Origin of the sequence: Pseudomonas sp. RGM 3321 (genome assembly GCF_022836805.1) — a bacterium.
Taxonomy (GTDB): domain Bacteria; phylum Pseudomonadota; class Gammaproteobacteria; order Pseudomonadales; family Pseudomonadaceae; genus Aquipseudomonas.
The window spans coordinates 148,585-173,245 of sequence record NZ_JALHBH010000111.1; the positions used below are offsets into that span (position 1 = coordinate 148,585).

At 59.4% G+C, this 24,661-nt stretch carries 24 protein-coding genes; 11 read left to right on the forward strand and 13 right to left on the reverse strand.

From position 1 onward, the window contains the following. Positions 1–22: 22 nt before the first annotated feature. The 6 genes from RGM3321_RS15495 to dadA form a co-directional block, all read right to left on the reverse strand. Entirely contained in the window at positions 23–1,963 is a 1,941-nt protein-coding gene (locus tag RGM3321_RS15495) for an acetyl-CoA hydrolase/transferase C-terminal domain-containing protein (RefSeq protein ID WP_244393786.1), read from the reverse strand. 114 nt (positions 1,964–2,077) lie between these two features. Then, a complete protein-coding gene (locus tag RGM3321_RS15500; RefSeq protein ID WP_244393787.1) occupies positions 2,078–2,401 on the reverse strand; it encodes a c-type cytochrome in 324 nt (107 codons plus the stop codon). 25 nt (positions 2,402–2,426) lie between these two features. Continuing rightward, complete coding sequence (locus RGM3321_RS15505) at positions 2,427–2,975, reverse strand: cupin domain-containing protein (protein WP_004655316.1); 549 nt, start codon at positions 2,973–2,975, stop codon at positions 2,427–2,429. A 124-nt stretch (positions 2,976–3,099) separates the two neighbouring features. Next, on the reverse strand, positions 3,100–4,173 hold the full coding sequence (gene alr / locus RGM3321_RS15510) for an alanine racemase (RefSeq protein WP_244393788.1): 1,074 nt from the start codon (positions 4,171–4,173) through the stop codon (positions 3,100–3,102). A gap of 87 nt (positions 4,174–4,260) precedes the next feature. Further along, positions 4,261–4,614: a RidA family protein gene (locus RGM3321_RS15515; RefSeq protein WP_244393789.1), complete on the reverse strand. Its 354-nt coding sequence runs from the start codon at positions 4,612–4,614 to the stop codon at positions 4,261–4,263. Further along, entirely contained in the window at positions 4,586–5,887 is a 1,302-nt protein-coding gene (dadA, locus tag RGM3321_RS15520) for a D-amino acid dehydrogenase (RefSeq protein WP_005744838.1), read from the reverse strand. The genes RGM3321_RS15515 and dadA overlap by 29 nt, the downstream gene beginning before the upstream one ends. A 157-nt stretch (positions 5,888–6,044) precedes the next feature. Here dadA and RGM3321_RS15525 point away from each other — a divergent pair, with 157 nt between their 5' ends. Continuing rightward, entirely contained in the window at positions 6,045–6,533 is a 489-nt protein-coding gene (locus RGM3321_RS15525) for an Lrp/AsnC ligand binding domain-containing protein (RefSeq protein WP_004655323.1), read from the forward strand. A gap of 178 nt (positions 6,534–6,711) precedes the next feature. Here the strand turns inward: RGM3321_RS15525 and RGM3321_RS15530 are convergent, their stop codons facing one another. Continuing rightward, positions 6,712–7,065 carry a YkgJ family cysteine cluster protein gene (locus tag RGM3321_RS15530; protein ID WP_004655325.1) on the reverse strand — a complete coding sequence of 118 codons (354 nt, stop codon included), beginning with the start codon at positions 7,063–7,065 and terminating at the stop codon, positions 6,712–6,714. A 105-nt stretch (positions 7,066–7,170) separates the two neighbouring features. On the opposite strand from RGM3321_RS15530, the gene RGM3321_RS15535 reads away from it, so the two are divergent. Further along, on the forward strand, positions 7,171–8,487 hold the full coding sequence (locus RGM3321_RS15535; RefSeq protein ID WP_244393790.1) for an FAD-binding oxidoreductase: 1,317 nt from the start codon (positions 7,171–7,173) through the stop codon (positions 8,485–8,487). A 5-nt stretch (positions 8,488–8,492) separates the two neighbouring features. Here RGM3321_RS15535 and RGM3321_RS15540 read toward each other — a convergent pair whose 3' ends face one another. Continuing rightward, complete coding sequence (locus tag RGM3321_RS15540) at positions 8,493–8,744, reverse strand: DUF1127 domain-containing protein (RefSeq protein ID WP_244393791.1); 252 nt, start codon at positions 8,742–8,744, stop codon at positions 8,493–8,495. Between the two features lie 175 nt (positions 8,745–8,919). Here RGM3321_RS15540 and RGM3321_RS15545 point away from each other — a divergent pair, with 175 nt between their 5' ends. Both RGM3321_RS15545 and RGM3321_RS15550 read left to right on the forward strand, forming a co-directional pair. Beyond that, positions 8,920–10,341 (forward strand): PLP-dependent aminotransferase family protein, encoded by a 1,422-nt coding sequence (locus RGM3321_RS15545; RefSeq protein WP_016982489.1) that lies wholly within the window; start codon positions 8,920–8,922, stop codon positions 10,339–10,341. A gap of 72 nt (positions 10,342–10,413) precedes the next feature. After that, the gene (locus tag RGM3321_RS15550; protein ID WP_244393792.1) at positions 10,414–11,994 is read left to right on the forward strand and encodes a phospholipase D family protein; all 1,581 of its coding nucleotides are present in this window, start codon (positions 10,414–10,416) and stop codon (positions 11,992–11,994) included. On the opposite strand, the gene RGM3321_RS15555 is transcribed toward RGM3321_RS15550, so the two are convergent. Further along, entirely contained in the window at positions 11,991–13,139 is a 1,149-nt protein-coding gene (locus tag RGM3321_RS15555; RefSeq protein WP_244393793.1) for an MFS transporter, read from the reverse strand. The genes RGM3321_RS15550 and RGM3321_RS15555 overlap by 4 nt on opposite strands. A 228-nt stretch (positions 13,140–13,367) precedes the next feature. After that, entirely contained in the window at positions 13,368–14,861 is a 1,494-nt protein-coding gene (locus RGM3321_RS15560) for an aldehyde dehydrogenase (RefSeq protein ID WP_244393794.1), read from the reverse strand. A gap of 238 nt (positions 14,862–15,099) precedes the next feature. Between RGM3321_RS15560 and RGM3321_RS15565 the strand changes: the two genes are divergently transcribed. Together RGM3321_RS15565 and RGM3321_RS15570 are read left to right on the forward strand one after the other, a co-directional pair. Beyond that, positions 15,100–15,468, forward strand: a complete 369-nt coding sequence (locus RGM3321_RS15565; RefSeq protein ID WP_004666557.1) for a cupin domain-containing protein — start codon at positions 15,100–15,102, stop codon at positions 15,466–15,468. Positions 15,469–15,546: 78 nt separating this feature from the next. Next, positions 15,547–15,750 (forward strand): I78 family peptidase inhibitor, encoded by a 204-nt coding sequence (locus tag RGM3321_RS15570; RefSeq protein ID WP_244393795.1) that lies wholly within the window; start codon positions 15,547–15,549, stop codon positions 15,748–15,750. A 163-nt stretch (positions 15,751–15,913) separates the two neighbouring features. Here the strand turns inward: RGM3321_RS15570 and rpmG are convergent, their stop codons facing one another. Next, positions 15,914–16,069, reverse strand: coding sequence for a 50S ribosomal protein L33 (gene rpmG / locus RGM3321_RS15575; protein ID WP_002551515.1), 156 nt, complete (start codon positions 16,067–16,069; stop codon positions 15,914–15,916). Positions 16,070–16,080: 11 nt separating this feature from the next. Continuing rightward, positions 16,081–16,314, reverse strand: coding sequence for a 50S ribosomal protein L28 (gene rpmB, locus RGM3321_RS15580; protein ID WP_002551514.1), 234 nt, complete (start codon positions 16,312–16,314; stop codon positions 16,081–16,083). A gap of 364 nt (positions 16,315–16,678) precedes the next feature. On the opposite strand from rpmB, the gene RGM3321_RS15585 reads away from it, so the two are divergent. Continuing rightward, a complete protein-coding gene (locus RGM3321_RS15585) occupies positions 16,679–18,247 on the forward strand; it encodes an ABC transporter substrate-binding protein (RefSeq protein WP_244393796.1) in 1,569 nt (522 codons plus the stop codon). Between the two features lie 176 nt (positions 18,248–18,423). Here RGM3321_RS15585 and radC read toward each other — a convergent pair whose 3' ends face one another. Beyond that, a complete protein-coding gene (gene radC, locus RGM3321_RS15590) occupies positions 18,424–19,098 on the reverse strand; it encodes a DNA repair protein RadC (protein ID WP_244393797.1) in 675 nt (224 codons plus the stop codon). A 135-nt stretch (positions 19,099–19,233) separates the two neighbouring features. Between radC and coaBC the strand changes: the two genes are divergently transcribed. From coaBC to argB, 4 genes are read left to right on the forward strand one after another with little or no spacing between them, the layout of a single operon-like run. Further along, on the forward strand, positions 19,234–20,442 hold the full coding sequence (coaBC, locus tag RGM3321_RS15595) for a bifunctional phosphopantothenoylcysteine decarboxylase/phosphopantothenate--cysteine ligase CoaBC (protein ID WP_244393807.1): 1,209 nt from the start codon (positions 19,234–19,236) through the stop codon (positions 20,440–20,442). A 6-nt stretch (positions 20,443–20,448) separates the two neighbouring features. Then, entirely contained in the window at positions 20,449–20,904 is a 456-nt protein-coding gene (gene dut / locus RGM3321_RS15600) for a dUTP diphosphatase (RefSeq protein ID WP_244393798.1), read from the forward strand. Positions 20,905–20,955: 51 nt separating this feature from the next. Continuing rightward, positions 20,956–23,541, forward strand: a complete 2,586-nt coding sequence (locus RGM3321_RS28495; RefSeq protein WP_347880976.1) for a phosphomannomutase/phosphoglucomutase — start codon at positions 20,956–20,958, stop codon at positions 23,539–23,541. Between the two features lie 28 nt (positions 23,542–23,569). Then, positions 23,570–24,475: an acetylglutamate kinase gene (gene argB / locus RGM3321_RS15610; RefSeq protein WP_002551508.1), complete on the forward strand. Its 906-nt coding sequence runs from the start codon at positions 23,570–23,572 to the stop codon at positions 24,473–24,475. Positions 24,476–24,661 lie beyond the last annotated feature (186 nt).

Consider the following 24,661-nt stretch of genomic DNA (forward strand, 5'->3'; position numbering starts at 1 on the left):
GTTAACGATCAGTCTCCGTGCTTTAGCTCGTCAGTCCGCTGGTCCCGCTGGTGTTGTGCAGCCCGGCCAGCAGCAGCCGCTGATACAACTCTTCGCGCAGGCCCTGAGGCTGGTCGAGTTGCATTCGTTGCAAGTGCTCCGGGAAGGCTTCGGGGTCGGGAGCATCAAGAGTGGCCTTGCCCAACTCGAGGATTTCGGTGAGTTTGAGCTTGCTCTTCAGCCAGTTCAACGCACGCATCAGGTCGCGCTCTTCGCCCGTAAAATCGCACCCCAGCGGGTATTCAGTAAACAGCGACGGATAGCGCGATGCCGTGTCCTTGAGGCGTTCCGGGGTGTTCTCTGTGAAGCGTGGATCAAGGCGGAAGTCCTTGGGCAGCTTCCCGGCCTTTTGCGCCTGCTCGATCAAGCCGGATTGAAACCGCGAGTCAGTGATGTTGAGGATGCGCTCGATCACCGTGGCGTCGGTCTGACCGCGCAGATCGGCAATGCCGTATTCGGTCACGACAATATCGCGCAGGTGCCGGGGGATCGTGGTGTGGCCGTACTGCCAGACGATATTGGAGCTGACCTCGCCACCGGACTCACGCCAGCTGCGCAGCATCAGGATCGAACGAGCGCCCTCCAGGGCATGAGCCTGCGCCACAAAGTTGTATTGGCCACCCACACCGCTGAGCACTCGGCCATCTTCCAGCTGATCGGCCACGGCTGCGCCCATCAGGGTGACGGTGAACGCACTGTTGATGAAGCGCGCATCGCGGCGTTGCAGGCGTTTGAGTTCTTCCTGACCGTAAAGCTCGTTGATATAGCTGATGGCAGTCATGTTGAACTGCACCAGTCGCTCGGCGGGCAACTCGCGCAAGCGCTCGTAGAAACTGCTCGGACCGAGGAAAAAGCCACCGTGCACCACCACGCCATCGGGATGGGCGTCTTCATCCAGCGTGCCCAGATTGGCCAGCCGTTGCAGCTCTGCGTCGGCATACACCTTGCGTCGCACGATCCCGGCATCGGCGAGTACCAGCAGACCGTTGACGAACATTTCGCTGCAACCGTAAAGGCCGCTGGCGAACGGCTGAACGCCGCCTTCGCGGTCGATCAGGGTCTGCCAGTTACTCATGTTCAACTCGGCCAGCAGACCGCGCCAGGTTTCGTTGTCGGCTTGCCTGGCCAGCAGTGCGCCGGTCAGCGCATCGCCCATCGAGCCGATACCGATCTGTAGCGTGCCGCCGTCATGCACCAGTGTGCTGGCATGCAGGCCGATCAAATGGTCCTGATAGCCCACCGGCATGTTCGGGGTGGAAAACAGCGTGCTGCGCTCATCTTCGTTGATCAGCAGATCAAAGGCTTCGACATCCAGCTCCGAGTCACCCGGCATGTAAGGCAGGTCGGCGTGGACCTGACCCAGCAGGAGGATGGTTTCTCCGGCGGCGCGACGTTTGGCGATCATGGGCAGCAGGTCGAGGGTGACGTCCGGGTTGCAACTCAGGCTCAGCTTGCCCGGGTGCTGATCGTCACGGGCCACCAGTTGCGCGACCAGATTCAGGCCGTTGGCATTGATATCGCGGGCGGCATGACTGTAATTGCTGCTGACGTAGTCTTGCTGGGCTGACTCGCTGTTCAGCAGGCTGCCCGGCTGCATGAAGAATTGCTGCACGCGAATGTTGTGTGGAAGTTTGTCGCGGCGCAACGCGGCCAGAAACTCCAGTTCCGGATAGTCACCAAAGACTCGTTCCAGAAACGGCTCCAGAAACCGTGCCTGCAAGCCCTCTCCCGGCGTTGGCCGCCCGAGTGTCAGCGCGGTGTAGATCGTCAGCCGTCGCTCGGGCAACTGGCTGATGCGCTGGTACAGCGCGTTGACGAACCGATTGGGCTTGCCCAGCCCGAGCGGCATGCCGAGGTGAATATGCTCGGGCAACTGCGCCAGAACGTGATCGACAGCGTGCTCGATGGAACAGGAATACGGCATCCCAGCTCTCCTGAATTGTTATTGGTGCAGCTTTGACCGGTAGCAATGTGAAATTGCTGCATGCTCGCCACGCAACTATCGTTCCCACGCTCCAGCGTGGTAACGAGACAGCACTTACTTCAGCCCCGACATGCTCTGAATGGCGCTCTTCAGTTCGTCGTTTGTGCAATCGCCGCAGGTGCCCTTCGGCGGCATGATGCCGAGTCCTTTTATGGTACTGGCCAGCAGGCCGTCAAGGCCGCCTTTTTGTCTGGCCCGTTCTTCCCAGGCAACCGTGTCACCGGTTTTCGGCGCGTTGAGCAGGCCGACGCTGTGACAGGCAACGCAATGGGCCGCGATGATGTCGTCAGGGGCTCGGGCGGTATCGGCGGCTTGCACATTGAACTCCCATAACATCACAACGCCCGCGATACTCAGAATCTTCCGGGTCAGCTTCACGCGTCACTCACTGCAAGGGTGCGGGTCAGAAATTGGCTGGCGTTGCAGCACTGATCAATCGTGCCGGGACGTCGAACGGGTTGCGGAAGCGATGCGGCCGGGTGCTTTCAAAATAATAGCTGTCACCGGCCTCCAGCACGTAGGTGTCGAGACCCACTACCAGCTCCAGTCGCCCCTCGACGAGAATTCCGGTTTCTTCACCGTCGTGGACGAGCATTTCTTCACCGGTATCGGCACCCGGGGGGTAGGTTTCGGTAAGAAAGGCGATGGCGCGGCCTTGATGCGACTTGCCGACCAGCTTCATGGTCACCGCACCGTCCGAGATATCAATCAACTCGCTGGCCTTGTACACCACTTGAGCGGCGTTTTCCGGCACGGTTTCTTCCGAGAAAAACTCGACCATGGACATGGGAATGCCGCCGAGCACCTTGCGCAGCGAGCTGATCGAAGGGCTTACGCTGTTTTTTTCGATCATGGAGATGGTGCTGTTGGTCACGCCTGCGCGCTTGGCGAGTTCACGCTGGGACAGGCCCTTGAGCTTGCGGATCGATTGCAGTCGTTCACCCACGTCCAATGCGATATTCCCCCAGGTTTTGTCAGGTCTAGTCGAGATGAACGCCATCATGGCAACAGCGTTCAATATTTACAACACTTCGACAGACACCAGACATACAGCGGCCTGACGGACAGGGGCTTGATCAGTCTTCGGAATAGATACGCGGAACGCGACGCAGATTGCAGAAGATTTCGTAGGGAATCGTTTCTGCCCGTGTGGCCACTTCACTGGCGAGCACGTGCTTGCCCCATAACTCGACCCGGCTGCCAAGCCCGGCCTGCGGTACGCCGGTCAAGTCTACGCAAAGCATGTCCATGGACACCCGCCCGAGCAGGCGGGAGGGCTGACCGTCGATCTGCACCGGCGTGCCGGTCGGCGCATGACGCGGGTAGCCGTCGGCGTACCCCATCGCCACCACGCCAATACGCAATGGCTGGTCACAGACAAACGTCGCGCCATAGCCCACGGCTTCACCGGCAGGCAGTTCACGCACGCTGATGATCTTCGATTCAAGCGTCATGACCGGTTGCAGGCGGTCAGCCAGCGGGTGCGGCTGACCAAACGGCGTAGCGCCGTAGAGCATGATGCCGGGGCGCGACCAGTCGCTTGGAATATGCGGCCAGCCTAGAACGGCCGGGGAGTTTTTCAGGCTGATTTCTGCAACCAGGCCTTTGCGAAAGCTCTCGAATACAGCGAACTGTTCATCACTGCACCCACTGTTCAGTTCATCGGCGCGGGCGAAGTGGCTCATCAGAACGATTCTGGCTACTTTGCCGGTTACCAGCAGGCGTTGATAGGCGGCCTGATACTCATGCGGATACAGACCGACGCGGTGCATGCCGGTGTCGATTTTGAGCCAGACCGTTAAAGGTTTGGCGAGCTGCGCCTGCTCGATGGCCTCCAGTTGCCAGGTCGAATGCACGACCGTCCAGAAGTCGTGCTCGACAATCAGCGCCAGTTCATCGGCTTCGAAAAAACCTTCAAGTAGCAGAACAGGTGCGCGGATGCCTGCCGCGCGCAGCTCGAGCGCTTCTTCGATGCAGGCCACTGCGAAACCGTCGGCCTGGGCTTCCAGTGCGTGGGCAACACGTACCGCACCGTGACCATAGGCATCGGCCTTGATCACCGCGAGCGCTTTGCCGCCGCTGTTTTCACGAGCCAGTTGGTAGTTGTGACGCAGTGCCTGAAGATCAATAAAGGCGCGGGCTGGACGCATGATGACGTTTCTTGCCTGAAGGGTGAAAAGGGTCAGAAAAACCCGACACGGAGATGCGTCGGGCACAACAGTATGAAGGCAGCAGACTCAAGGCAGCGCGGCGACAACCGACAGCTCGACAAGGATTTCCGGCTCGCACAGCCTGGCCTCGACGGTTGCACGCGCAGGCGCGAAACCCTTGGGCAGCCATTTGTCCCAGACGCTATTCATGCCTGCGAAGTCGGCGTCGATGTCTTTCAGGTAAATAGTGACTGACAGAATGCGAGTCTTGTCAGTGCCGGCCAGGTCGAGCAGGCGCTCGATACTGTTCAGAACCTCTCGGGTCTGTTGCTCGACACCTGCTGTCATGTCATCGCCGACCTGGCCCGACAGATAGACGGTGCCGTTGTGGACAACGACCTGACTCATGCGCTCATTGGTGAGCTGGCGCTGGATTGACATGCTGTGCATTCTCCTGAGTGTTGCCGTAACGAGAGATATCGAGACCTTCGGCACTGATACGGGGTGTCTTGCGGGCAATGAGGTCTGCCAGCAAGCGACCGGAACCACACGCCATCGTCCAGCCCAATGTGCCATGGCCGGTATTGAGGAACAGGTTACGGAACGGTGTTGCACCCACAATCGGTGTGCCATCGGGAGTGGTCGGACGCAACCCGGTCCAGAAACTGGCCTGGGTCAGGTCGCCACCCTGAGGATAGAGGTCACCGACGATCATCTCCAGTGTTTCGCGTCGACGTGGGTTGAGCGACAGGTCGAAACCGGCGATTTCCGCCATGCCGCCGACCCGGATGCGGTTATCGAAGCGGGTGATGGCGACCTTGTAGGTTTCATCGAGAATGGTCGAGGTCGGGGCCATGGCCGGGTCAGTGATCGGCACCGTCAGCGAATAGCCCTTCAGCGGGTAAACCGGAGCCTTGATGCCCAGCGGTTTGAGCAGTTGCGGAGAATAGCTGCCCAGCGCCAGCACGTAGCGGTCGGCTGTTTCCAGCTTGCCGTCGATCCACACACCATTGATGCGGTCGCCAGCGTGGTCGAGGCGCTCGATGTTCTGTCCGTAGCGGAACTCGACCCCCAGCTCTACGGCCATTTCTGCAAGACGCGTGGTGAACAACTGGCAATCGCCGGTCTGGTCATTGGGCAAGCGTAGTGCACCGCTGAGAATGCCGGTCACACCTGCCAGCGCGGGCTCGACACGGGCTATGCCGTCGCGATCCAGCAGCTCGTAGGGGACACCGGATTGCTCGAGCACGGCAATATCCTTGGCGGCGTTGTCCAGTTGCGCCTGAGTGCGGAACAACTGGGTAGTGCCCAGGCTGCGCCCTTCGTAGGCAATGCCGGTTTCCAGGCGCAGTTCATCGAGGCAATCACGGCTGTATTCGGACAGGCGCACCATGCGCTCTTTGTTCACGGCATAGCGGCTGGCGGTGCAGTTGCGCAGCATCTGCGCCATCCACAGGTATTGATCGATATCTGCCGTGGCCTTGATCGCCAATGGCGCGTGGCGCTGCAGCAACCATTTGATCGCCTTCAGCGGAACACCCGGCGCGGCCCATGGCGAGGCATAGCCTGGCGAGACCTGGCCGGCATTGGCAAAGCTGGTCTCCATGGCGGCGGCTGGCTGGCGGTCTACCACGGTCACCTGAAAACCGGCACGCGCCAGATAATAAGCACTGGTTGTACCGATTACACCACTTCCAAGAACCAGAACGCGCATGTAGATGACCTCATCGCGGATATCCGCTGACGTTTCGAAGTTTTAAGCAAGAATGTGCGCAGTATATTGAGCAATGGGCAGTGCTTCTCACTGTATAAACATCTATATTTGGCGTTTATTCCCGGCGATAAACGCTTTGTTAGAGGGGAAATAACCCATGCGCACTCAACACCAGTCCAATCGTGAACTGGACAAGATCGATCGCAATATCCTGCGTATCCTCCAGGCAGATGGGCGTATCTCGTTTACCGAACTGGGCGAGCGCGTCGGCCTCTCGACCACTCCCTGTACCGAGCGGGTTCGCAGGCTGGAACGCGAGGGGATCATCATGGGCTACAACGCCCGTCTGAACCCGCAAAGCCTGAAGGCCAGCCTGCTGGTGTTTGTGGAAATCAGTCTGGACTACAAGTCCGGCGATACCTTCGAGGAGTTTCGCCGTGCCGTGTTGAAGCTTCCGCATGTGCTGGAGTGCCACTTGGTATCAGGCGACTTCGACTACCTGGTCAAGGCGCGCATTTCCGAGATGGCGTCCTACCGTAAACTACTGGGCGATATCCTGCTCAAACTGCCGCACGTGCGAGAGTCCAAGAGCTATATCGTGATGGAAGAAGTGAAAGAGAGCCTGAACCTGCCGATTGCCGACTGATTGCGCTAGGTCCTGTACGAAAAGTCGGCGAGCGAAGGTCAGGCAAGGCAAAAACAGGCGAGGAACGGCCGGGGTCGCGCTCGACTCTACGTGTTGTAAATGAGCATTCCGATCGGACTCGCGCTCGAGCCTGTCTTTAACGCAGCATCACCGAGCGCAGCCACTTTACGTACAGAGCCTAGACCAGCACTTGTCGGGTGGAAGCCATATATTCGTGTATCTGCTTCTCTACCCGCGGGTGAATCAGTTCGACCGGGCGACGGCCATTCGGGCATGGCAGGCTGTCGGTGGTGCCGAACAGACGGCAGATCAACGGGCGTTCGTCATACACGGTGCAGCCCTGTGGGCCAAGGTGCACGCAATTGAGCTCATCGAGCGCGGCGTCCTGTTCGGCGGCAGTCTTGCGCGGCAGGCGCGACATTTCTTCGGGCGACGTGGTAACCGGACCGCAGCAGTCGTGGCAGCCTGGCACACATTCGAACGAGGGAATCTGGCGGCGCAGATCACTTATTTTCTGACGGTTGCAGCTCATTGAATCAACCATTCCTACACAATGCGCTGAGTTTGCCCCAGTTGGCAGGCTCATGACAGCGGCTTATCCTCCCCACACGTAAACCGCCACCAACAGGACCCGCTCATGAACGCCCGCGTTCAGCACCCGACTCTTCACGACGACCAGCATGTTGCCTCCTACTACGCCGCCAGCAGCCATCCGCAACCGGATCACCCTGCGCTGCAAGGCGAGTTGAAGGTTGATGTGTGCGTGGTGGGCGGCGGATTCTCTGGCCTCAACACTGCCATCGAGCTGGCCGAGCGCGGGCTGAGTGTCGCGCTGCTTGAGGCACGCCAAATTGGCTGGGGTGCCAGCGGACGCAATGGCGGCCAGCTGATTCGCGGGGTCGGTCACGGCGTCGAGCAGTTCGCCAATGTCATCGGCAGCGAAGGTGTGCGCCAGCTCAAGCTGCTGGGCATCGAGGCGGTCGAGATCGTGCGTCAGCGCATCGAGCGGCACGCTATCGGTTGCGACCTGAAATGGGGTTATTGCGACCTGGCCAACAAGCCGCGCGACCTGCACAGCCTTGCCGAAGATGCCGATGAACTGCGCAGCCTGGGTTACCGTCATGAGCTTAAGTTGCTGCAAGCCGATCAGATGCGCAGTGTCGTGGGCTCCGACCGTTATGTCGGCGGTTTGATCGACATGGGTTCCGGGCATCTGCACCCGTTGAATCTGGCGTTGGGAGAGGCTGCCGTAGCGCAGTCACTGGGCGTTCGGCTGTTCGAACATTCTGCGGTGACGAGAATCGACTACGGCCCGCAGGTCAAGGTACATACGGCTCAGGGGGCGGTGCTGGCGAAAACGCTGGTACTGGGCTGCAACGCTTACCTCAACGACCTGAATCCGGAAATAAGCGGCAAGGTATTGCCCGCAGGCAGTTACATCATCGCGACCGAGCCCTTGAGCGAGGCTCAGGCCCGGGAAGTGCTGCCGCAGGACATGGCGGTCTGTGATCAGCGCGTGGCAGTGGACTACTACCGACTGTCAGCGGATCGCCGTTTGCTGTTCGGGGGCGCCTGTCACTACTCGGGCCGCGACCCGCAGGACATCGCCGCGTACATGCGACCGAAGATGCTGGATGTGTTTGCGCAACTGGAAGGCGTGGCCATCGATTACCAGTGGGGCGGAATGATCGGCATCGGTGCCAATCGCCTGCCGCAAATTGGCCGGCTCAAGCAGCACCCCAACGTGTTTTATGCTCAGGCCTACTCCGGCCATGGCCTGAACGCAACACACCTTGCGGGTCGCTTGCTGGCCGAAGCCATCGCCGGGCAACACAGCGATGGCTTCGAGTTATTCGCCAAAGTGCCACACGTGACCTTTCCGGGCGGCAAGCACTTGCGCTCGCCGTTACTGGCATTGGGCATGCTCTGGCACCAGCTCAAAGAGCTGCGCTGAAAGGCTCAGGGCCTCCAGAACGGTTTCATCGCTTCGACCCGCGCCTGCTGGAAATCCAGCCCGATGTCGCGCAACTGATCGTCCGTCAGCTCCAGCAAGGTGCGGCGGGAGGTCCAGCGGTGACGATACAGTGCCAAACGACCCATGCCCGCCAGCAGATCGGCCTCGTTCGAGCGGACCGTTCTGACCGCAGTTGGCCGATAGTCATTCAATTCCTGGCTGTGAAGCGCAAGGCGTACATCGCTGAACCCGTTCATTTCCGATTCCCTCATCCTGGGTGGGTGTGGGTCTATGATGAAACGAACGGGCAAACCATTACAGATTCAAAAACCAGTTATATTTTCCATACAGATGAGGAAAAAACAGCACTGAATGCTATATTTTTGCCCAATCTGTATTGCTAGACCACGCTCACCGATTTGAGAGTACGCCATGACGCTTTACGTCAACCTCGCCGAACTGCTCGGCTCGCGGATCGAAAACGGCTTCTACCGCCCCGGCGACCGCCTGCCATCGGTGCGCGCGTTAAGTGTCGAACATGGCGTCAGCCTGAGCACCGTGCAGCAAGCGTATCGGGTGCTGGAGGACAACGGCCTGGCAGCGCCGAAACCCAAATCCGGCTATTTCGTATCGGTCAGTCGAGCGGCACCTGCGCTGCCTGCTGTTGGGCGACCGGTCCAGCGGCCTGTGGATATCTCTCAATGGGATCAGGTGCTCGACCTGATTCGGGTGGCACCTCTCGAAGCGGTCACGCAACTGGGGCGCGGCATGCCCGATGTCACCAGCCCTACCCTGAAACCGTTGATGCGCGCGCTGAGTCAGTTGAGTCGACACCAAGACATGCCGGGGCTGTATTACGACAACATCTACGGCGTGCGCAGGCTGCGTGAGCAAATCGCCCGACTGATGCTCGACTCAGGCTGCAACCTGACCGCCAATGACCTGATCGTCACCAATGGCTGTCATGAAGCGCTGTCAGCGAGCGTTCGGGCCATCTGCTCGCCGGGTGACATCGTTGCAGTGGACTCGCCCAGCTTCTTTGGTGCCATGCAGACGCTCAAGGGCGTGGGCATGAAGGCCTTGGAAATCCCTACCGACCCATTGACTGGCATCAGCCTCGAGGCGCTGGAACTGGCCCTTGAGCAATGGCCGATCAAGGTCATTCAACTGACGCCCAATTGCAACAACCCGCTGGGTTACGTGATGCCCGAAGCCCGCAAACGTGCGTTGCTGACGCTGGCACAACGTTTCGATGTGGCGATCATCGAGGACGATGTGTATGGCGATCTTGCTTACAACTACCCTCGCCCGCGCACCATCAAATCCTTCGATGAAGATGGTCGTGTTCTGCTGTGCAGCTCGTTTTCCAAGACCCTGGCGCCCGGGCTGCGGATTGGCTGGGTAGCGCCGGGGCGGTATCTGGAGCAGGTGCTGCACATGAAATACATCGGCACCGGCTCGACTGCACCGCAGCCACAGTTGGCCATCGCCGACTTTATCGAAGGCGGCCATTACGAGCCGCATGTACGGCGCATGAGAACCCAATACCAGCGCAGTCGTGACCAGATGATCGACTGGGTGATGCGCTACTTTCCCGAAGGCACCCGCGCCAGCCGCCCGCAAGGCGGTTTCATGCTGTGGGTGGAACTGGCCGAAGGCTTCGACACGCTGCGCCTGAACCGCGCGCTGCTGGGCAAGGGTGTACAGATCGCGGTGGGCAGTATTTTTTCCGCCTCGGGCAAGTACCGTAACTGCATGCGCATGAACTTCGCGGCCAAACCGAGCCGCGAAATCGAGAACGCTGTGCGTATCGTGGGCGAGACAATTGCACTACTGAATGCGCAAACTGACTGACGCTGGCAAATCTTTCCCGGTTTTTCGGGTCATAACGCCAAGTCGAGCCATGTACAGACGCGGAAGATCAATTTGAATAACTCCTGGGCCTTGCCCTTTTGCCTGCTGGTTGCACTGTGCGTCAGCGGTTGCGCGCACCAGCAAATTGCCAGCGAGCCAAGCCAGGCCATGCCGCCCTCGAGTTCTGCTTTCGGCCGCTCTATTCAAGCCATGGCGATGCCCCACGGCGGGCGTTCCGGCTTTCGCCTGCTGCCCGACAGCAGCGATGCATTCAAGGCGCGCGCCGAACTGATCCGTAACGCCAAAAGCAGCCTCGACCTGCAGTATTACATCGTCCATGACGGCCTGAGCACGCGCGCTCTGATCGACGAACTGCTCAAAGCGGCAGACCGTGGCGTGCGGGTGCGCATCCTGCTCGACGACACCACCAGCGACGGGCTGGATCAGGCCATCGCCACCCTCGCCGCGCACCCGAACATTCAGATTCGCCTGTTCAACCCGCAAAATCTGGGGCGCGAGACCGGCATCACGCGCAGCCTGGGGCGCTTGATGAACCTGTCGCGTCAGCACCGACGCATGCACAACAAGCTGTGGCTGGCCGACAGCAGTGTGGCCATCGTTGGCGGGCGCAATCTGGGCGATGAATACTTCGACGCCGAACCGAACCTGAACTTCACCGATATCGACATGCTGAGCGTAGGACCGGTCGCCGAACAGCTCGGCCACAGCTTCGATCAATACTGGAACAGCACGCTCAGCAAGCCCATCGATGCGTTCATGTACTTCCTGCCCGACGGTGAGGATCTGGCCCAGGCCCGGCAGCGGCTGGACGATTCGCTGGAGCAGGCGCATCAGCAACACAAGGCCCTGTATGAGCGATTGATGGCCTACAAAACTCAGCCACGCATGAAGACCTGGCTCAACGAGCTGGTCTGGGCGCACAACCAGGCATTGTGGGACGCACCGACCAAAGTACTGGCGCAGGGTGATCCGGATCCGCACCTGCTGCTGACCACGCAACTGGCCCCCGAGCTGCTGAACACTCGCAAGGAACTGATGCTGATTTCGGCGTACTTTGTACCGGGCCAGGAAGGTTTGCTGTACCTGACCGGCCGTGCCGATGCCGGCGTCAACGTCAGCCTGTTGACCAATTCACTGGAAGCCACCGACGTGCCTGCCGTGCATGGCGGTTATGCGCCTTACCGCAAGGCGCTGCTGGAGCATGGCGTGAAGCTGTTCGAACTGCGCCGCCAGCCTGGCGATACCGAAACCATGCGCGGCAGCGGTCCGCACTTGTTCAAGAAAAGCAGCTCGTTGACCAGTTCAGAATCAAGCCTGCACAGCAAGGCGATGATCTTCGATCGGCAGAAAATATTTGTCGGCTCATTCAATTTCGACCCGCGTTCTGTGCTGTGGAACACCGAAGTCGGCGTGCTGGTCGACAGTCCGCAACTGGCCGAAGAGCTGCGCGAACTGACGCTGCAAGGCATGGCTCCGTCGCTCACTTACCAGGCGAAGCTTGAGGATGGCAAAGTGGTGTGGGTGACCGAAGACAATGGCCAGATCCACACGCTGCATACCGAACCCGGTGACTGGTGGCGGCGTTTCAACGCGTGGATGAGCCGTGCCATCGGCCTGGAAAGAATGCTTTAGGCGGGTGCAGCCTGGGCAACCCCGAACGCCCCGCGTCGCCTGATCAGAATCAGCAGGCCAAAGGCACCTGCCGCCATCAGCAGCGGCAAGGCCTCGCCGCTGACCCACTGACTGCCCGCGCCTGCTATCAGGGGCCCGATCAGGCACCCGATGCCCCACAGCTGAGCGACATGCGCATTGGCGCGGACCAGTGAGTCATCGCGATAACGCTCGCCGATCAGGATCAACGACAGGGTAAACAGCCCGCCGGCACTGGCACCGAACACTGTCCAGAGCGGCCAGATCAGAACGGTATCGATCAGTAACGGCACCAGCAGACTGGACGCCAGCAACAAGGCGGCGCATCCAGTAAACATTGCGCGGCGCGAGAAGCGATCAGCGAGCATGCCGATCGGCAGCTGCAGTAACGCGTCACCTATCACCACCACACTGACCATGATCAGGGCGATTTCCGGGGTGAACCCGTGGCGTATGCAGTAGAGCGGCAGCAGCGTGAGGATCAAGGCTTCGAATGCAGCGAACAGCGCCACCGCCCAGGCGATAGCGGGCATGCCGCGACAGAAGCCCGCAAGATCAGTGAAGGTCACGTTGCAGGATTCGGTCGATGGCGCACCCGTGCGACCCAGCAGCAGGAACGGGGAGCCGACCAGTAGCAGCACACCAATCCAGAAGCCGTAGTCGGCCTGAGTGCCGATAACCCCTAGTAACAGCGGGCCAGCCAGTTGGCTCAAGGCGTAGGTGCTGCCATACAGCGCGACCAGCCGCCCGCGCAGACGCTCGATCACCAGTTGGTTGATCCAGCTTTCACCCAACACGAAGACGATGGTCAGAATAACCCCGAGCGTCAGGCGCAAGACCAGCCAGATCCCGTAATACGGCAGCAACGCCAGTGCGCCGACCGACACGGCGCCGCCCCAGAGGCACAGGCGCATCAGGTTGGCCGTACCGAAGCGCGCGGCCAGACGACTGGCCAGTGCCGCACCCACCAGCACACCTACCGCAGGCATCGCCGCCATGATGCCAATGGCAAACGAGCCGTAACCCCAGCCTGCCAGACGCAATGAAACCAGCGGCATGCTGACGCCCATTGCCAGCCCGACGCCCAGCACGGACGCCAGCACGGCAAAATAAGTACCCCAACGCATTTTCAAGCTCCTGCCTGCCCTCACTGCACAATCAAGACCGGACGCAGAGCGTACAGAGCGTCGCATGATAGTTGAGGTTATCGTTCCTCACGCTCAGCGTGGGAATGCCGTGCGTGAGGCTCCGCGTCACAAATCTGCGCCGCGCTGCAAACGCGAGACCGGACGCAGAGCGTCCAGAACGGCGTACCGACGCTGGAGCGTCGGCACGATAGGTGTCACGCTCCTGACTTACAGCTTGATCCAGGTGGATTTCAGCTCGGTATATTTGTCGAAGGCGTGCAGCGATTTGTCGCGACCGCTGCCTGACTGCTTGAAACCACCGAACGGGGCAGTCATATCGCCGCCGTCGTATTGATTGACCCATACGCTGCCCGCACGCAGTGCCTTGGCGCTCAGGTGTGCCCTGGAGATATTGGCGGTCCACACGGCAGCAGCCAGGCCATAAGGCGTGTCGTTGGCTATCTGTATCGCCTCTTCGTCGCTGTCGAACGTCAGCACCGAAAGCACCGGGCCGAAGATTTCTTCCTGAGCGATTTTCATCGCGTTGTTCACACCGTCGAAAATGGTCGGCTCGACATAGGTGCCGCCGGTCTCCTGCAGAATGCGCTTGCCGCCCGCAACCAGCTTGGCACCATCGGCGTGGCCCGCTTCGATGTAGGACAACACGGTATTCATCTGCTGGGTATCGACCAGCGCGCCCACATTGGTCGCAGGGTCCAGCGGATTGCCGGGCTTCCAGGTGGCTAATGCCTCAATCACCATCGGCAGGAAGCGCTCCTTGATAGAGCGCTCGACCAGCAGCCGCGACCCGGCAGTGCAGACCTCGCCCTGATTGAAAGCAATTGCGCTGGCGGCGGCTTCGGCGGCGGCCTGCAAATCCGGCGCGTCGGCAAAGACGATATTCGGGCTCTTGCCACCGGCTTCCAGCCAGACGCGTTTCATGTTCGACTCGCCAGCGTAAATCATCAGTTGCTTGGCGATTTTGCTCGAACCGGTAAACACCACGGTATCCACGTCCATATGCAGCGCCAACGCCTTGCCGACGGTATGACCGTAACCCGGCAATACGTTGAGCACGCCCGCAGGAATGCCTGCCTCGATGGCCAGTTGCGCGATACGAATGGCCGTCAGCGGAGATTTTTCCGATGGCTTGAGGATGACCGAGTTGCCAGTGGACAGCGCAGGACCCAGCTTCCAGCAGGCCATCATCAGCGGAAAATTCCACGGCACGATGGCGGCCACGACACCCACCGGCTCGCGCGTTACCAAACCCAGTTGGTCATGAGGCGTTGCGGCGACTTCGTCATACAGCTTGTCGATGGCTTCGCCGCTCCAGCTCAGGGCTCTGGCAGCACCGGGGATGTCGACACCGAACGAGTCGCCAATCGGCTTGCCCATGTCCAGAGTCTCAAGCAGCGCCAGCTCTTCGGCATTTTGCTTGAGCAGCTCGGCGAAACGAATCATGGTTTCCTTGCGTTTGGCCGGAGCCAGTCGCGACCAGGCACCCGAGTTGAAGGCGCTGCGCGCACTGTCGACAGCGCGTTGCGCGTCAGCGGTGTCGCAACTGGCGACCTTGGCAAGCATCCGGCCATCGACCGGGCTGATGCAATCAAACGTCTCGCCGGAGGAGGCTGCGGTGTATTCACCTTGAATGAAGGCACGGCCTTCGATCTTCAAATTCTGGGCGCGTTGCTCCCAGTCAGCACGAGTCAGGGTGGTCATTTGCATGTCCTCCTCTTGTTGAATGTGGGTGTGTCATGGTTGATTAAAGACACGATCTGAAATTTTTCAGGAAGGCCGTTACCCTAAACCAGCGGCCCGACAAAACCAATATATTTGACATAAATAGCCACTACGGTGCTTTTATGTTGATTTTATTAAACAGCTCAGCACGCGCGTCGAGGCACTAACGCACCGCACGCACGTCAAACCTTCAACGCATTCAGGACAAGGGGCCATCATGAGCATCGAAAGCATCGTCGACTTCAGTGAAGCCAGCACCGCCGCCGAGCACTATCGTCCTGCTCCGGAAAAGGTCTTCAAGGGCGATCCGGCACAAACCCTCTACAACCACTACAACAGCCCCTGCGGACAGATGAGCGCGGGCGTCTGGAATGGCGAGCCCGGGCAGTGGCAGGTGAATTATTCAGAGCACGAGTATTGCGAGATTGTGCAGGGTGTTTCAGTCCTGCGCGACGAGCAGGGCAACGCGAAGACTCTGCGCGCAGGCGACCGGTTTGTGATTCCGGCCGGTTTCAAGGGCACCTGGGAGGTGCTGGAAACATGCCGCAAGATTTATGTGGTGTTTGAGGCGGCTGCAGATAAATAAGTACCGCATCACATCGGTTTTTCTGGAGGATTCTGAGCGCGTCCAATGAGGACACTCACTCAAAAAAGGATTTTGAAAATGACCAACGAAGTTATCGCCCAAGCGCTTCAGTACCTTGTAGGCAGCCGCTATGTGCCTACCGTCAAAGCCTATATCAGTGAAATTACCGGTCTTCAGAAGGTCATCGGCCCTGGCGACATCACGACCAAAGACCTCAACCCGAACCGTCTGCACGTCAATGTCGACAAGGCCGGTCTGGTGTCCGGCTTCATCTTCGGCTGATCAGGCGGCCGTACCTTCGTCGCCCGACAGCAGCTTCCATACTTGAAACGCCCGGCGCATCGCGTCGGGCGTTTTGCTGCCTGGATAATGCTGGCAGCTACGTCAGGAACGCAGGCACAAAAAAACCCGCCAAGGCGGGTTTTTTCGTAGCCGACAGAATCAATTACTTGATTTTGCCTTCTTTGTAGATCACGTGCTTGCGTACAACCGGATCGAATTTTTTGATTTCGATTTTATCCGGGGTAGTACGTTTGTTCTTGTCGGTGGTGTAGAAATGGCCTGTACCAGCGCTCGACACCAAACGGATCAATTCACGCATGATTCTCTCCCTTAAATTTTGCCGTCGCGACGCAGTTCAGCGAGCACAACTTCAATGCCACGCTTGTCGATGATACGCATGCCTTTAGCAGATACGCGCAGACGAACAAAACGCTTCTCGCCTTCAACCCAGAAGCGGTGATGCTGCAGGTTTGGCAGGAAACGACGACGGGTTTTGTTGTTTGCGTGGGAAATGTTATTCCCAGTCACCGGACCCTTACCGGTAACTTGACATACTCTCGACATGCCTCAGCCCTCTAAAACCACATGCCCAACCCGGCATGGGTTGGCCGCTTAATCTCTCAGTCATTTGGCGCCAGGCGCCGCGTTTCTTTAAGGGTCTTACCGGCTACACCTACAGTGAAGGAACCGGGCCCCTAGAAAAGAGCGCTGCTTTATACCAGAAACCCTTGGACGCAACAACAGGCAAAGCACTTTGACCCGAATGAATCCGCTCTGCGCGGCGGTATGCGCAAGCAATGCGGGGGCACCGGCAAATCGACCGCTCGTCGCACCGTGACGATTGTTCTACGCCAGTACATGGTCTAGGGTTAGTCCCTCACCAGACTGCGCCGGCAGATGGGGCCCTTTCTGAACAGGAAATAACGCCATGCGCCTAGCTGCACTCCCTTTTTTGCTTGTTCCGTTGCTGCTTCCAATTGCCGCCCAGGCATCGAGCCTTGTGGTCTGTACCGAAGCCAGCCCCGAAGGCTTCGACGTTGTGCAGTACAACTCGCTGACCACCACCAACGCATCGGCCGACGTGCTGATGAACCGTCTGGTGGACTTCGATGCCCAGAGCGGCAAGCTGGTACCGAGTCTGGCAGAAAGCTGGACCGTGTCCAAAGACGGCCTGACTTACGACTTCAAGCTGCGCTCCGGAGTGAAATTCCATACAACTGACTATTTCAAGCCGACCCGCGAGCTGAGCGCCGATGACGTGCTGTTCAGCTTCCAGCGCATGCTCGACCCGCAGAACCCGTGGCATAAGATCGCCCAGAGCGGTTTCCCGCATGCGCAATCCATGCAGTTGCCCGCGTTGATCAAGAGCATCGAAGCGCCCAATGCACACACCGTACGCTTTACGCTCAACCATGCGGACTCGACCTTTTTGGCCACGCTGAGCATGGGGTTTGCGTCGATCTACTCGGCCGAATATACCGCGCAACTCCTGAAAGCCGGCACACCGGAAAAACTCAACAGCCAGCCGATCGGCACTGGGCCGTTCGTGTTCAAGCGCTTCCAGAAAGATGCCGTGGTGCGTTATGAGGCGTTCAAGGATTACTTCGCCGGCAAGTCTGATGTCGACACCTTGGTGTATGCCATCACAGCGGACGCTAATGTGCGCCTGCAGAAAGTCCGTCAGAACGAGTGTCAGATAGCGCTTTCGCCCAAGCCTCTGGACATTAAAGCGGCTAGCGAGGATGACTCGCTCAAGGTCGAGAAGACTGAAGCATTCATGACCGCGTTTGTCGCGATCAACAGCCAGCACCCGCCGTTCGACAAGCCGGAAGTTCGCCAGGCCATCAACCTGGCGTTCGACAAGGCCAATTACCTGAAAGCCGTGTTTGAAGGCACCGCCGAGGCGGCCGATGGTCCTTACCCGCCCAACACCTGGAGCTACGCCAAAGACCTGCCCGGCTATCAGCACGATGTCGCCAAGGCCAAGGCTTTGCTGGCCAAGGCCGGTGTGAGAAACGGCTTCAAGACCACCATCTGGACCCGGCCTTCCGGCAGCCTTCTGAACCCCAACCCAAGTCTGGGTGCTCAACTGCTGCAGTCTGACTTGAAACAGGTCGGTATCGATGCCGAGATCAAGATCATCGAATGGGGCGAACTGATTCGGCGCGCCAAGGCTGGCGAGCATGACCTGCTGTTCATGGGCTGGGCGGGCGACAATGGCGACCCGGATAACTTCCTGACCCCGCAGTTTTCCTGCGCTGCCGTGCAGTCGGGCACCAACTTCGCCCGTTATTGCGACAAGACACTGGACAAGCTGATCGCAGACGGTAAATCAGTCAGTGATCAGGCCGAGCGCAGCAAACTGTATCACCAGGCCCAGCAGCAGATTCAACAGCAGGCGCTGTGGATTCCCCTCGCTCACCCGACCGCTGCAGCCCTGGTACGCAAGGACGTCACTGGCTATCAGGTCAGCCCGTTTGGCAGGCAGGATTTCTAAAAGGTGCAGGTCAAGTAAGTCGCCAGAATGACCTGGGCATCTCTGCGTAATTGGCGTGCCAATGCCCTGCATTGGCACGCCCACCTCAAGACCGGACGCAGAGCGTCCAGAACGGCATTACCACGCAGAGCGTTGGAACGATAAGCCGAGGCCTGCCCTATTGCTCCGCGTGAGCGCTACATCAACCCGCGTTCCACCATCGACAGTGGCTCACCGTCGCCCACGATCACGTGGTCCAGCACATGAACATCCACCAGCATCAGTGCCTCCTTGAGGCGCTTGGTCAGGTCGATGTCGGAACGGCTGGGGGTTGTGATACCGGAAGGATGGTTGTGGCAGAGGATCAGGCTGGCAGCGTTGTGAGCCATCGCTCGTTTCACCACCTGGCGCGGATGCACGTAGGAGGCGTTGATCGTCCCGCGAAACAGTATCTCGAAGGTCATGACCCGGTGCTTGCTGTCCAGAAACAGGCAGGCGAAAACTTCATGCTGTTCATGTCTGAGCTGAGCCTTCAGGTAGTTGCGCACCTGAGTGGGGTTTTCCAGCGCTGAGTCACGGCGCAAGGACTCGGCCATGTGCCGGCGCGCCATCTCCATGACTGCCTGCAACTGAGCAAATTTGGCAGGCCCCAGCCCGAGCTGGGAGGTAAACGTGGACAGGTCAGCATCCAGTAACGATCTGAGCCCGTCGAATTGATTCAGAAGATGACGGGCAAGGTCTACGGCGCTTTTTCCAGCCACCCCGGTGCGTAAAAAAATAGCCAGCAACTCTGCGTCGGAAAGGCTCCCCGCCCCCAACTCCAACAAGCGTTCCCGCGGGCGTTCGGCCGCGGGCCAACTGCGAATACTCATAGCACCTCCATGTGGTTGGGCACCGCTGTAGCGGTGCAGTCGCTGTGCTATCTTAGCCCATCTTTTTTGCGCGACGACCTGGCCTGGGGAGGCGTCATGGCCGTCGCGTATTCACTCGACCAAAAAGGCAGGTCTATGCAGCGGCTGTATCGAAAACGCATCGTTCTTGGCGTCGGCGGCGGCATCGCGGCCTACAAGAGCGCCGAGCTGGTCCGCCGCCTGCGCGATCAGGGCGCTGAAGTACGTGTCGTCATGACCAAAGGCGGAGCAGAGTTCATTACGCCGCTGACCATGCAGGCCCTGTCCGGGCACCCTGTGCATCTGGATCTTCTCGACCCGGCCGCCGAGGCCGCGATGGGCCATATCGAACTGGCCAAATGGGCCGACCTGATCCTGATCGCCCCGGCCACCGCCGACCTCATCGCGCGCCTGGCGCAAGGCATCGCCAACGACTTGCTGACCACCATCGTGCTGGCAACCGATGCCACCGTCGCCATTGCACCGGCGATGAATCAGGCAATGTGGCGTGACGCCTCAGTGCAGGCCAATACCCGGCTGCTTGAAGAGCGTGACTTTCGTGTGTTCGGGCCAGCGTCCGGCAGTCAGGCCTGCGGCGATGTCGGCTTCGGGCGCATGCTGGAGGCCGACGATCTGGCCCAGTGCGCGGCCGACTGCTTCCAGCGCCTGACCCTGACCGGCAAGCATGTGCTGATCACCGCTGGCCCGACCCAGGAAAACATCGATCCGGTGCGCTACATCACCAACCATAGCTCCGGAAAAATGGGTTTTGCCCTGGCCGAAGCGGCTGTGGAAGCTGGTGCGCGCGTCACGCTGATCACCGGGCCAGTCAACCTGCCGACGCCGGATCGCGTCTCGCGCATCGACGTGGTCAGTGCCCGCGACATGCTGGCGGCGTGCGAGGCTGCCATCCCTTGTGACCTGTTCATCGCCTCGGCAGCGGTGGCTGACTACCGTCCGGAAGTTGTCGCCCCGCACAAATTAAAGAAAGATCCTTCAAACGGTGACGGCTTGCTGCTGCAGATGGTCCGCAATCCGGATATTCTGGCGACCATCGCAACCCGCCCGGACCGACCTTTCAGCGTCGGCTTCGCTGCCGAGACCGAACACCTGCTCGACTATGCTGCCCGCAAGCTCAAGGACAAGAACCTGGACCTGATTGTCGCCAACGATGTCGCCAACCCCAGCATCGGCTTCAACAGTGAAGAGAACGCTTGCAGCGTGATTGACCGGGCGTTGCACGCAACGCTTTTTGCCCAGACCAGCAAGGCCAAGATTGCCCGCCAGCTGATCACTTTTATCGCCGACCGCATGAATCAGGTTTAACTACGAATGCACGCTCTACAAGCCAAGATCCTCGACCCTCGCATTGGCAACGAATTTCCACTCCCGGCCTACGCCACTGTTGGTTCGGCAGGCCTGGACCTGCGTGCCATGCTCAAGGAAGATACCGTCCTCGAGCCCGGCCATACCCTGCTGATCCCTACCGGCTTGTCGATTTACATCGGCGATCCGGGCCTTGCTGCGCTGATCCTGCCGCGCTCCGGCCTGGGTCACAAACATGGCATCGTGCTGGGTAACCTGGTGGGTCTGATCGACTCCGATTATCAGGGCGAGCTGATGGTATCGTGCTGGAACCGCGGCCAGACTGCATTCAGCATCGCGGTGGGCGAGCGTATTGCGCAACTGATGTTGGTGCCTGTGGTGCAGGCGCACTTCGAGCTGGTTGAAGCATTCGACGAAAGTCAGCGTGGCGCAGGCGGCTTCGGCCACTCCGGCAGCCATTAATCGTCATTCGGCAAATAATCCGGGTTTGGAAAAAGGCTCAGGGAGAGGTCGGTGAAAGGCAGTCAGCACAGCGCTTCAAAGCACGCTATTGCGGCCGATAACTCTCCTCCGGCTGCGAGCCTGAAAGGGCTTGCTCCAGGCCTTGTGCCTGCGGCAATCGGTCTGATAATCGCCGCGGCGCTGGTCTGGGTTACGTTGATAACCGGCCCCCAGCAGCAGGATCAGCTTGTTCAGGCATGGGGCGGCAGTCAGGCGGCAGCCATTGGTCTGGCGCTGCACCAGATCAATGCCGACACTCAATCGGCTGCCACCAGCGCAGCACTTGCACAGACGCTTCAGAGCAATGATGCGTCCGCGTTGCTGGCAGCACAGGATCGCTTCACTCGCTGGGACGGCCTGGCAGGCGCGCGGCTTTACCCCAAAGGCCTGGCTGACGTCGATACGCAGGGTGCGTTGCCGGTAAGCTTTGCCACGCTGGATATGCTCAACAAGGCTGCACAAGGCGAAGTCGTTGCCCCGGAGGCTCGCAAGGTGGGCGAGCGCTGGTTGATCTACAGTGCTGCGCCGGTACGTGCCGAGGCAACTCAGCCGGTGGTGGGCACATTGCTGCTGGCCTTTGACCTGCAGCGCTTGCTCAATGCCTTGCCCGCACTGCCTGCCGAGGCCGGACAAGTGGTGCTCAGCCAGCAGTTCGGTAGCGGGCCTGCACAGGTTTTCCTGCAGCGCGGTCAGGCAGACGGCGGCAAACCGCAGGTGTTCGATACCGGCTATTCCGGCTGGAAACTCGAATTCACGCCCGGCCCCGGCCTGAAAAATTCACCTTCCGTCGTGCTTTTGCTGCTGGCGCTGGTTATTGCTGCAGCAGGCGTGCTGCTTGGCTTGCATCGCAGCGAGAGAGCGCTGCAACGGCGTATTTGCGCCGACGCACGACAACTGGATCAGCTGCTCCAAGAACTCTCACGCGGAAAAGCCGTCAAACCCTTCGGTTTGAGCCTCCCGGCCCTGAGTGGTCTGGCCCAGGCCCTTGCTCGTGTCTCGCTTCGCAGTCAACCCCAGGCAGTGCCTGTGCTGGTTGCCGGTGAGCAGCGCGATGCAGATATTGTCAAAGGCAGTGCTTCGTCCACAGTGGCTGCATCACGCACCGACTGGACCGATCCACTGTTTCAAGATACCGATATCCTTGATATCGACCTTCTCGACGAAAACCAGGACTTCCTGAGATCGGAGCATTCCCTCGCTATGAACAGCCCAGCATCCGTGGCACCCAACCTTCCCGAGACTATTTTCCGCGCCTACGACATCCGTGGCGTGGTAGGGGACACCCTCAACGCTGAAACGGCTTACTGGATCGGCCGCGCCATCGGCTCCGAAAGCCTGGCGCAGAACGAACCCAACGTCAGCGTCGGTCGCGATGGTCGCCTTTCCGGCCCGGAACTGGTGCAGCAACTGATTCAAGGCCTGCACGACAGCGGCTGCCATGTGAGCGATGTGGGCCTGGTGCCAACGCCTGCGCTGTATTACGCCGCCAACGTGCTGGCAGGCAAGACCGGTGTGATGCTGACCGGCAGCCACAACCCCAAGGACTACAACGGTTTCAAGATCGTCATCGCGGGCGATACCCTGGCCAACGAGCAGATCCAGGCGCTGCATGAGCGTATCAAGACCAACAACCTGACTTCGCAGAAAGGCAGCATTACCAAAGTCGACATCCTCGATCGCTACTTCAAGCAGATCAAGGATGACATCGTCATGGCCCGCAAGCTGAAGGTCGTGGTCGACTGCGGCAACGGCGCGGCAGGCGTTATCGCCCCACAACTGATCGAAGCACTGGGCTGTGAAGTGATCTCCTTGTTCGCGGAAGTGGACGGCAACTTCCCCAACCACCACCCGGATCCGGGCAAGCTGGAAAACCTGCAGGACCTGATCGCCAAGGTCAAGGAAACCGGTGCCGATCTGGGTCTGGCGTTCGACGGTGACGGCGACCGTGTTGGTGTCGTGACCAACGAGGGTAATGTGGTTTACCCGGATCGCCTGTTGATGCTGTTCGCGCTGGACGTGCTCAAACGCAACCCGGGTGCCGACATCATTTTCGACGTCAAATGCACACGTCGCCTGACTCCGCTGATTCGCGAGCATGGCGGTCGTCCGGTGATGTGGAAAACCGGTCACTCGCTGATCAAGAAAGAAATGAAGAAAAGCGGTGCGCTGCTGGCAGGCGAAATGAGCGGCCACATTTTCTTCAAGGAACGCTGGTTCGGTTTCGACGACGGTATCTACAGCGCAGCACGCCTGCTGGAGATCCTCAGCCAGGAGTCGGCCAATGCCGAAGACCTGTTCGAAACCTTCCCGAACGATATTTCGACGCCTGAAATCAACATCAAGGTGACGGATGTCACCAAGTTCAGCATCATCAAGGCCCTTGAAACCGATGCGCAGTGGGGCGACGCCAAACTGACCACCATCGACGGTGTCCGTGTGGACTATCCGAAGGGTTGGGGCCTGGTCCGTGCGTCCAATACCACGCCGGTACTGGTGCTACGCTTCGAGGCCGAAACCGAGGCTGAGTTGCAGCGCATCAAGGACGTGTTCCATGCTGAGCTGAAAAAAGTTGCGCCGGATCTCGACCTGCCATTTTGATTGTTTTTCCTTTTGACTGGAGCCCTGAATGACCCTCGAACGCGATGCCGCCTCTAATGTAGCCAAGGTCCTTTCCGAAGCGCTGCCTTACATTCGCCGCTTTGTCGGCAAGACGCTGGTTATCAAGTACGGCGGCAACGCCATGGAGAGCGAAGAGCTGAAAACCGGCTTTGCGCGCGACATCGTGTTGATGAAAGCGGTGGGCATCAATCCGGTAGTGGTTCACGGCGGCGGGCCGCAGATCGGTGATCTGCTCAAGCGCCTGTCCATCGAGAGCCACTTCATCGACGGCATGCGGGTGACCGATGCGCAAACCATGGATGTCGTGGAGATGGTACTGGGCGGCCAGGTCAACAAGGACATCGTCAACCTGATCAACCGTCATGGCGGCAGCGCGATCGGTCTGACCGGCAAGGACGCTGAGCTGATTCGTGCGAAGAAGCTCACCGTCACGCGCCAGACGCCGGAAATGACCAAGCCCGAAATCATCGACATCGGTCAGGTCGGTGAAGTGGTCGGGGTCAATACCGGCTTGCTGAACATGCTGGTCAAAGGGGATTTCATTCCGGTTATCGCACCTATCGGTGTGGGTCCTGATGGCGAGTCCTACAACATCAATGCTGATCTGGTAGCAGGCAAGGTTGCCGAAGCCCTCAAGGCCGAGAAGCTGATCCTGCTGACCAACATCGCCGGCCTGATGAACAAGCAGGGCGAAGTCCTGACTGGACTAACCACCGAACAGGTCGACGGCCTGATCGCCGACGGCACGATCTACGGCGGCATGCTGCCGAAGATCCGTTGCGCGCTGGAAGCGGTTCAGGGCGGGGTCAATAGCTCGCACATCATCGATGGACGAGTGCCTAATGCGGTCTTGCTGGAAATCTTCACCGACAGCGGTGTCGGCACCCAGATCACCAACCGCAAGCGGCATTGATTCAGGCGTAACACCCAAAGGCCCCGTGAGCTGACGCTCGCGGGGCCTTTTTGTTGGTTGTGTCCCGTCCTGAATAAGGTTTACACCTTCTGACCTTTCCTCAGGAGGACTTAATGGATTCGGGTAAAAGGCGCAGCCAACGCGATTACACGCTAGCCTTTAAATTATCGGTCGTAGACCAGGTTG

What these genes read in the sequence shown, in the direction of transcription:
- RGM3321_RS15495 (WP_244393786.1), bottom strand. Translation starts at nt 1,963, where the DNA reads ATGCCGTATTCCTGTTCCATCGAGCACGCTGTCGATCACGTTCTGGCG.
- alr (WP_244393788.1), bottom strand. Translation starts at nt 4,173, where the DNA reads ATGCGTCCAGCCCGCGCCTTTATTGATCTTCAGGCACTGCGTCACAAC.
- RGM3321_RS15515 (WP_244393789.1), bottom strand. Translation starts at nt 4,614, where the DNA reads ATGTCAATCCAGCGCCAGCTCACCAATGAGCGCATGAGTCAGGTCGTT.
- dadA (WP_005744838.1), bottom strand. Translation starts at nt 5,887, where the DNA reads ATGCGCGTTCTGGTTCTTGGAAGTGGTGTAATCGGTACAACCAGTGCT.
- RGM3321_RS15525 (WP_004655323.1), top strand. Translation starts at nt 6,045, where the DNA reads ATGCGCACTCAACACCAGTCCAATCGTGAACTGGACAAGATCGATCGC.
- RGM3321_RS15530 (WP_004655325.1), bottom strand. Translation starts at nt 7,065, where the DNA reads ATGAGCTGCAACCGTCAGAAAATAAGTGATCTGCGCCGCCAGATTCCC.
- RGM3321_RS15535 (WP_244393790.1), top strand. Translation starts at nt 7,171, where the DNA reads ATGAACGCCCGCGTTCAGCACCCGACTCTTCACGACGACCAGCATGTT.
- RGM3321_RS15540 (WP_244393791.1), bottom strand. Translation starts at nt 8,744, where the DNA reads ATGAACGGGTTCAGCGATGTACGCCTTGCGCTTCACAGCCAGGAATTG.
- RGM3321_RS15545 (WP_016982489.1), top strand. Translation starts at nt 8,920, where the DNA reads ATGACGCTTTACGTCAACCTCGCCGAACTGCTCGGCTCGCGGATCGAA.
- RGM3321_RS15555 (WP_244393793.1), bottom strand. Translation starts at nt 13,139, where the DNA reads ATGCGTTGGGGTACTTATTTTGCCGTGCTGGCGTCCGTGCTGGGCGTC.
- RGM3321_RS15560 (WP_244393794.1), bottom strand. Translation starts at nt 14,861, where the DNA reads ATGACCACCCTGACTCGTGCTGACTGGGAGCAACGCGCCCAGAATTTG.
- RGM3321_RS15565 (WP_004666557.1), top strand. Translation starts at nt 15,100, where the DNA reads ATGAGCATCGAAAGCATCGTCGACTTCAGTGAAGCCAGCACCGCCGCC.
- RGM3321_RS15570 (WP_244393795.1), top strand. Translation starts at nt 15,547, where the DNA reads ATGACCAACGAAGTTATCGCCCAAGCGCTTCAGTACCTTGTAGGCAGC.
- rpmG (WP_002551515.1), bottom strand. Translation starts at nt 16,069, where the DNA reads ATGCGTGAATTGATCCGTTTGGTGTCGAGCGCTGGTACAGGCCATTTC.
- rpmB (WP_002551514.1), bottom strand. Translation starts at nt 16,314, where the DNA reads ATGTCGAGAGTATGTCAAGTTACCGGTAAGGGTCCGGTGACTGGGAAT.
- RGM3321_RS15585 (WP_244393796.1), top strand. Translation starts at nt 16,679, where the DNA reads ATGCGCCTAGCTGCACTCCCTTTTTTGCTTGTTCCGTTGCTGCTTCCA.
- radC (WP_244393797.1), bottom strand. Translation starts at nt 19,098, where the DNA reads ATGAGTATTCGCAGTTGGCCCGCGGCCGAACGCCCGCGGGAACGCTTG.
- coaBC (WP_244393807.1), top strand. Translation starts at nt 19,234, where the DNA reads ATGCAGCGGCTGTATCGAAAACGCATCGTTCTTGGCGTCGGCGGCGGC.
- dut (WP_244393798.1), top strand. Translation starts at nt 20,449, where the DNA reads ATGCACGCTCTACAAGCCAAGATCCTCGACCCTCGCATTGGCAACGAA.
- argB (WP_002551508.1), top strand. Translation starts at nt 23,570, where the DNA reads ATGACCCTCGAACGCGATGCCGCCTCTAATGTAGCCAAGGTCCTTTCC.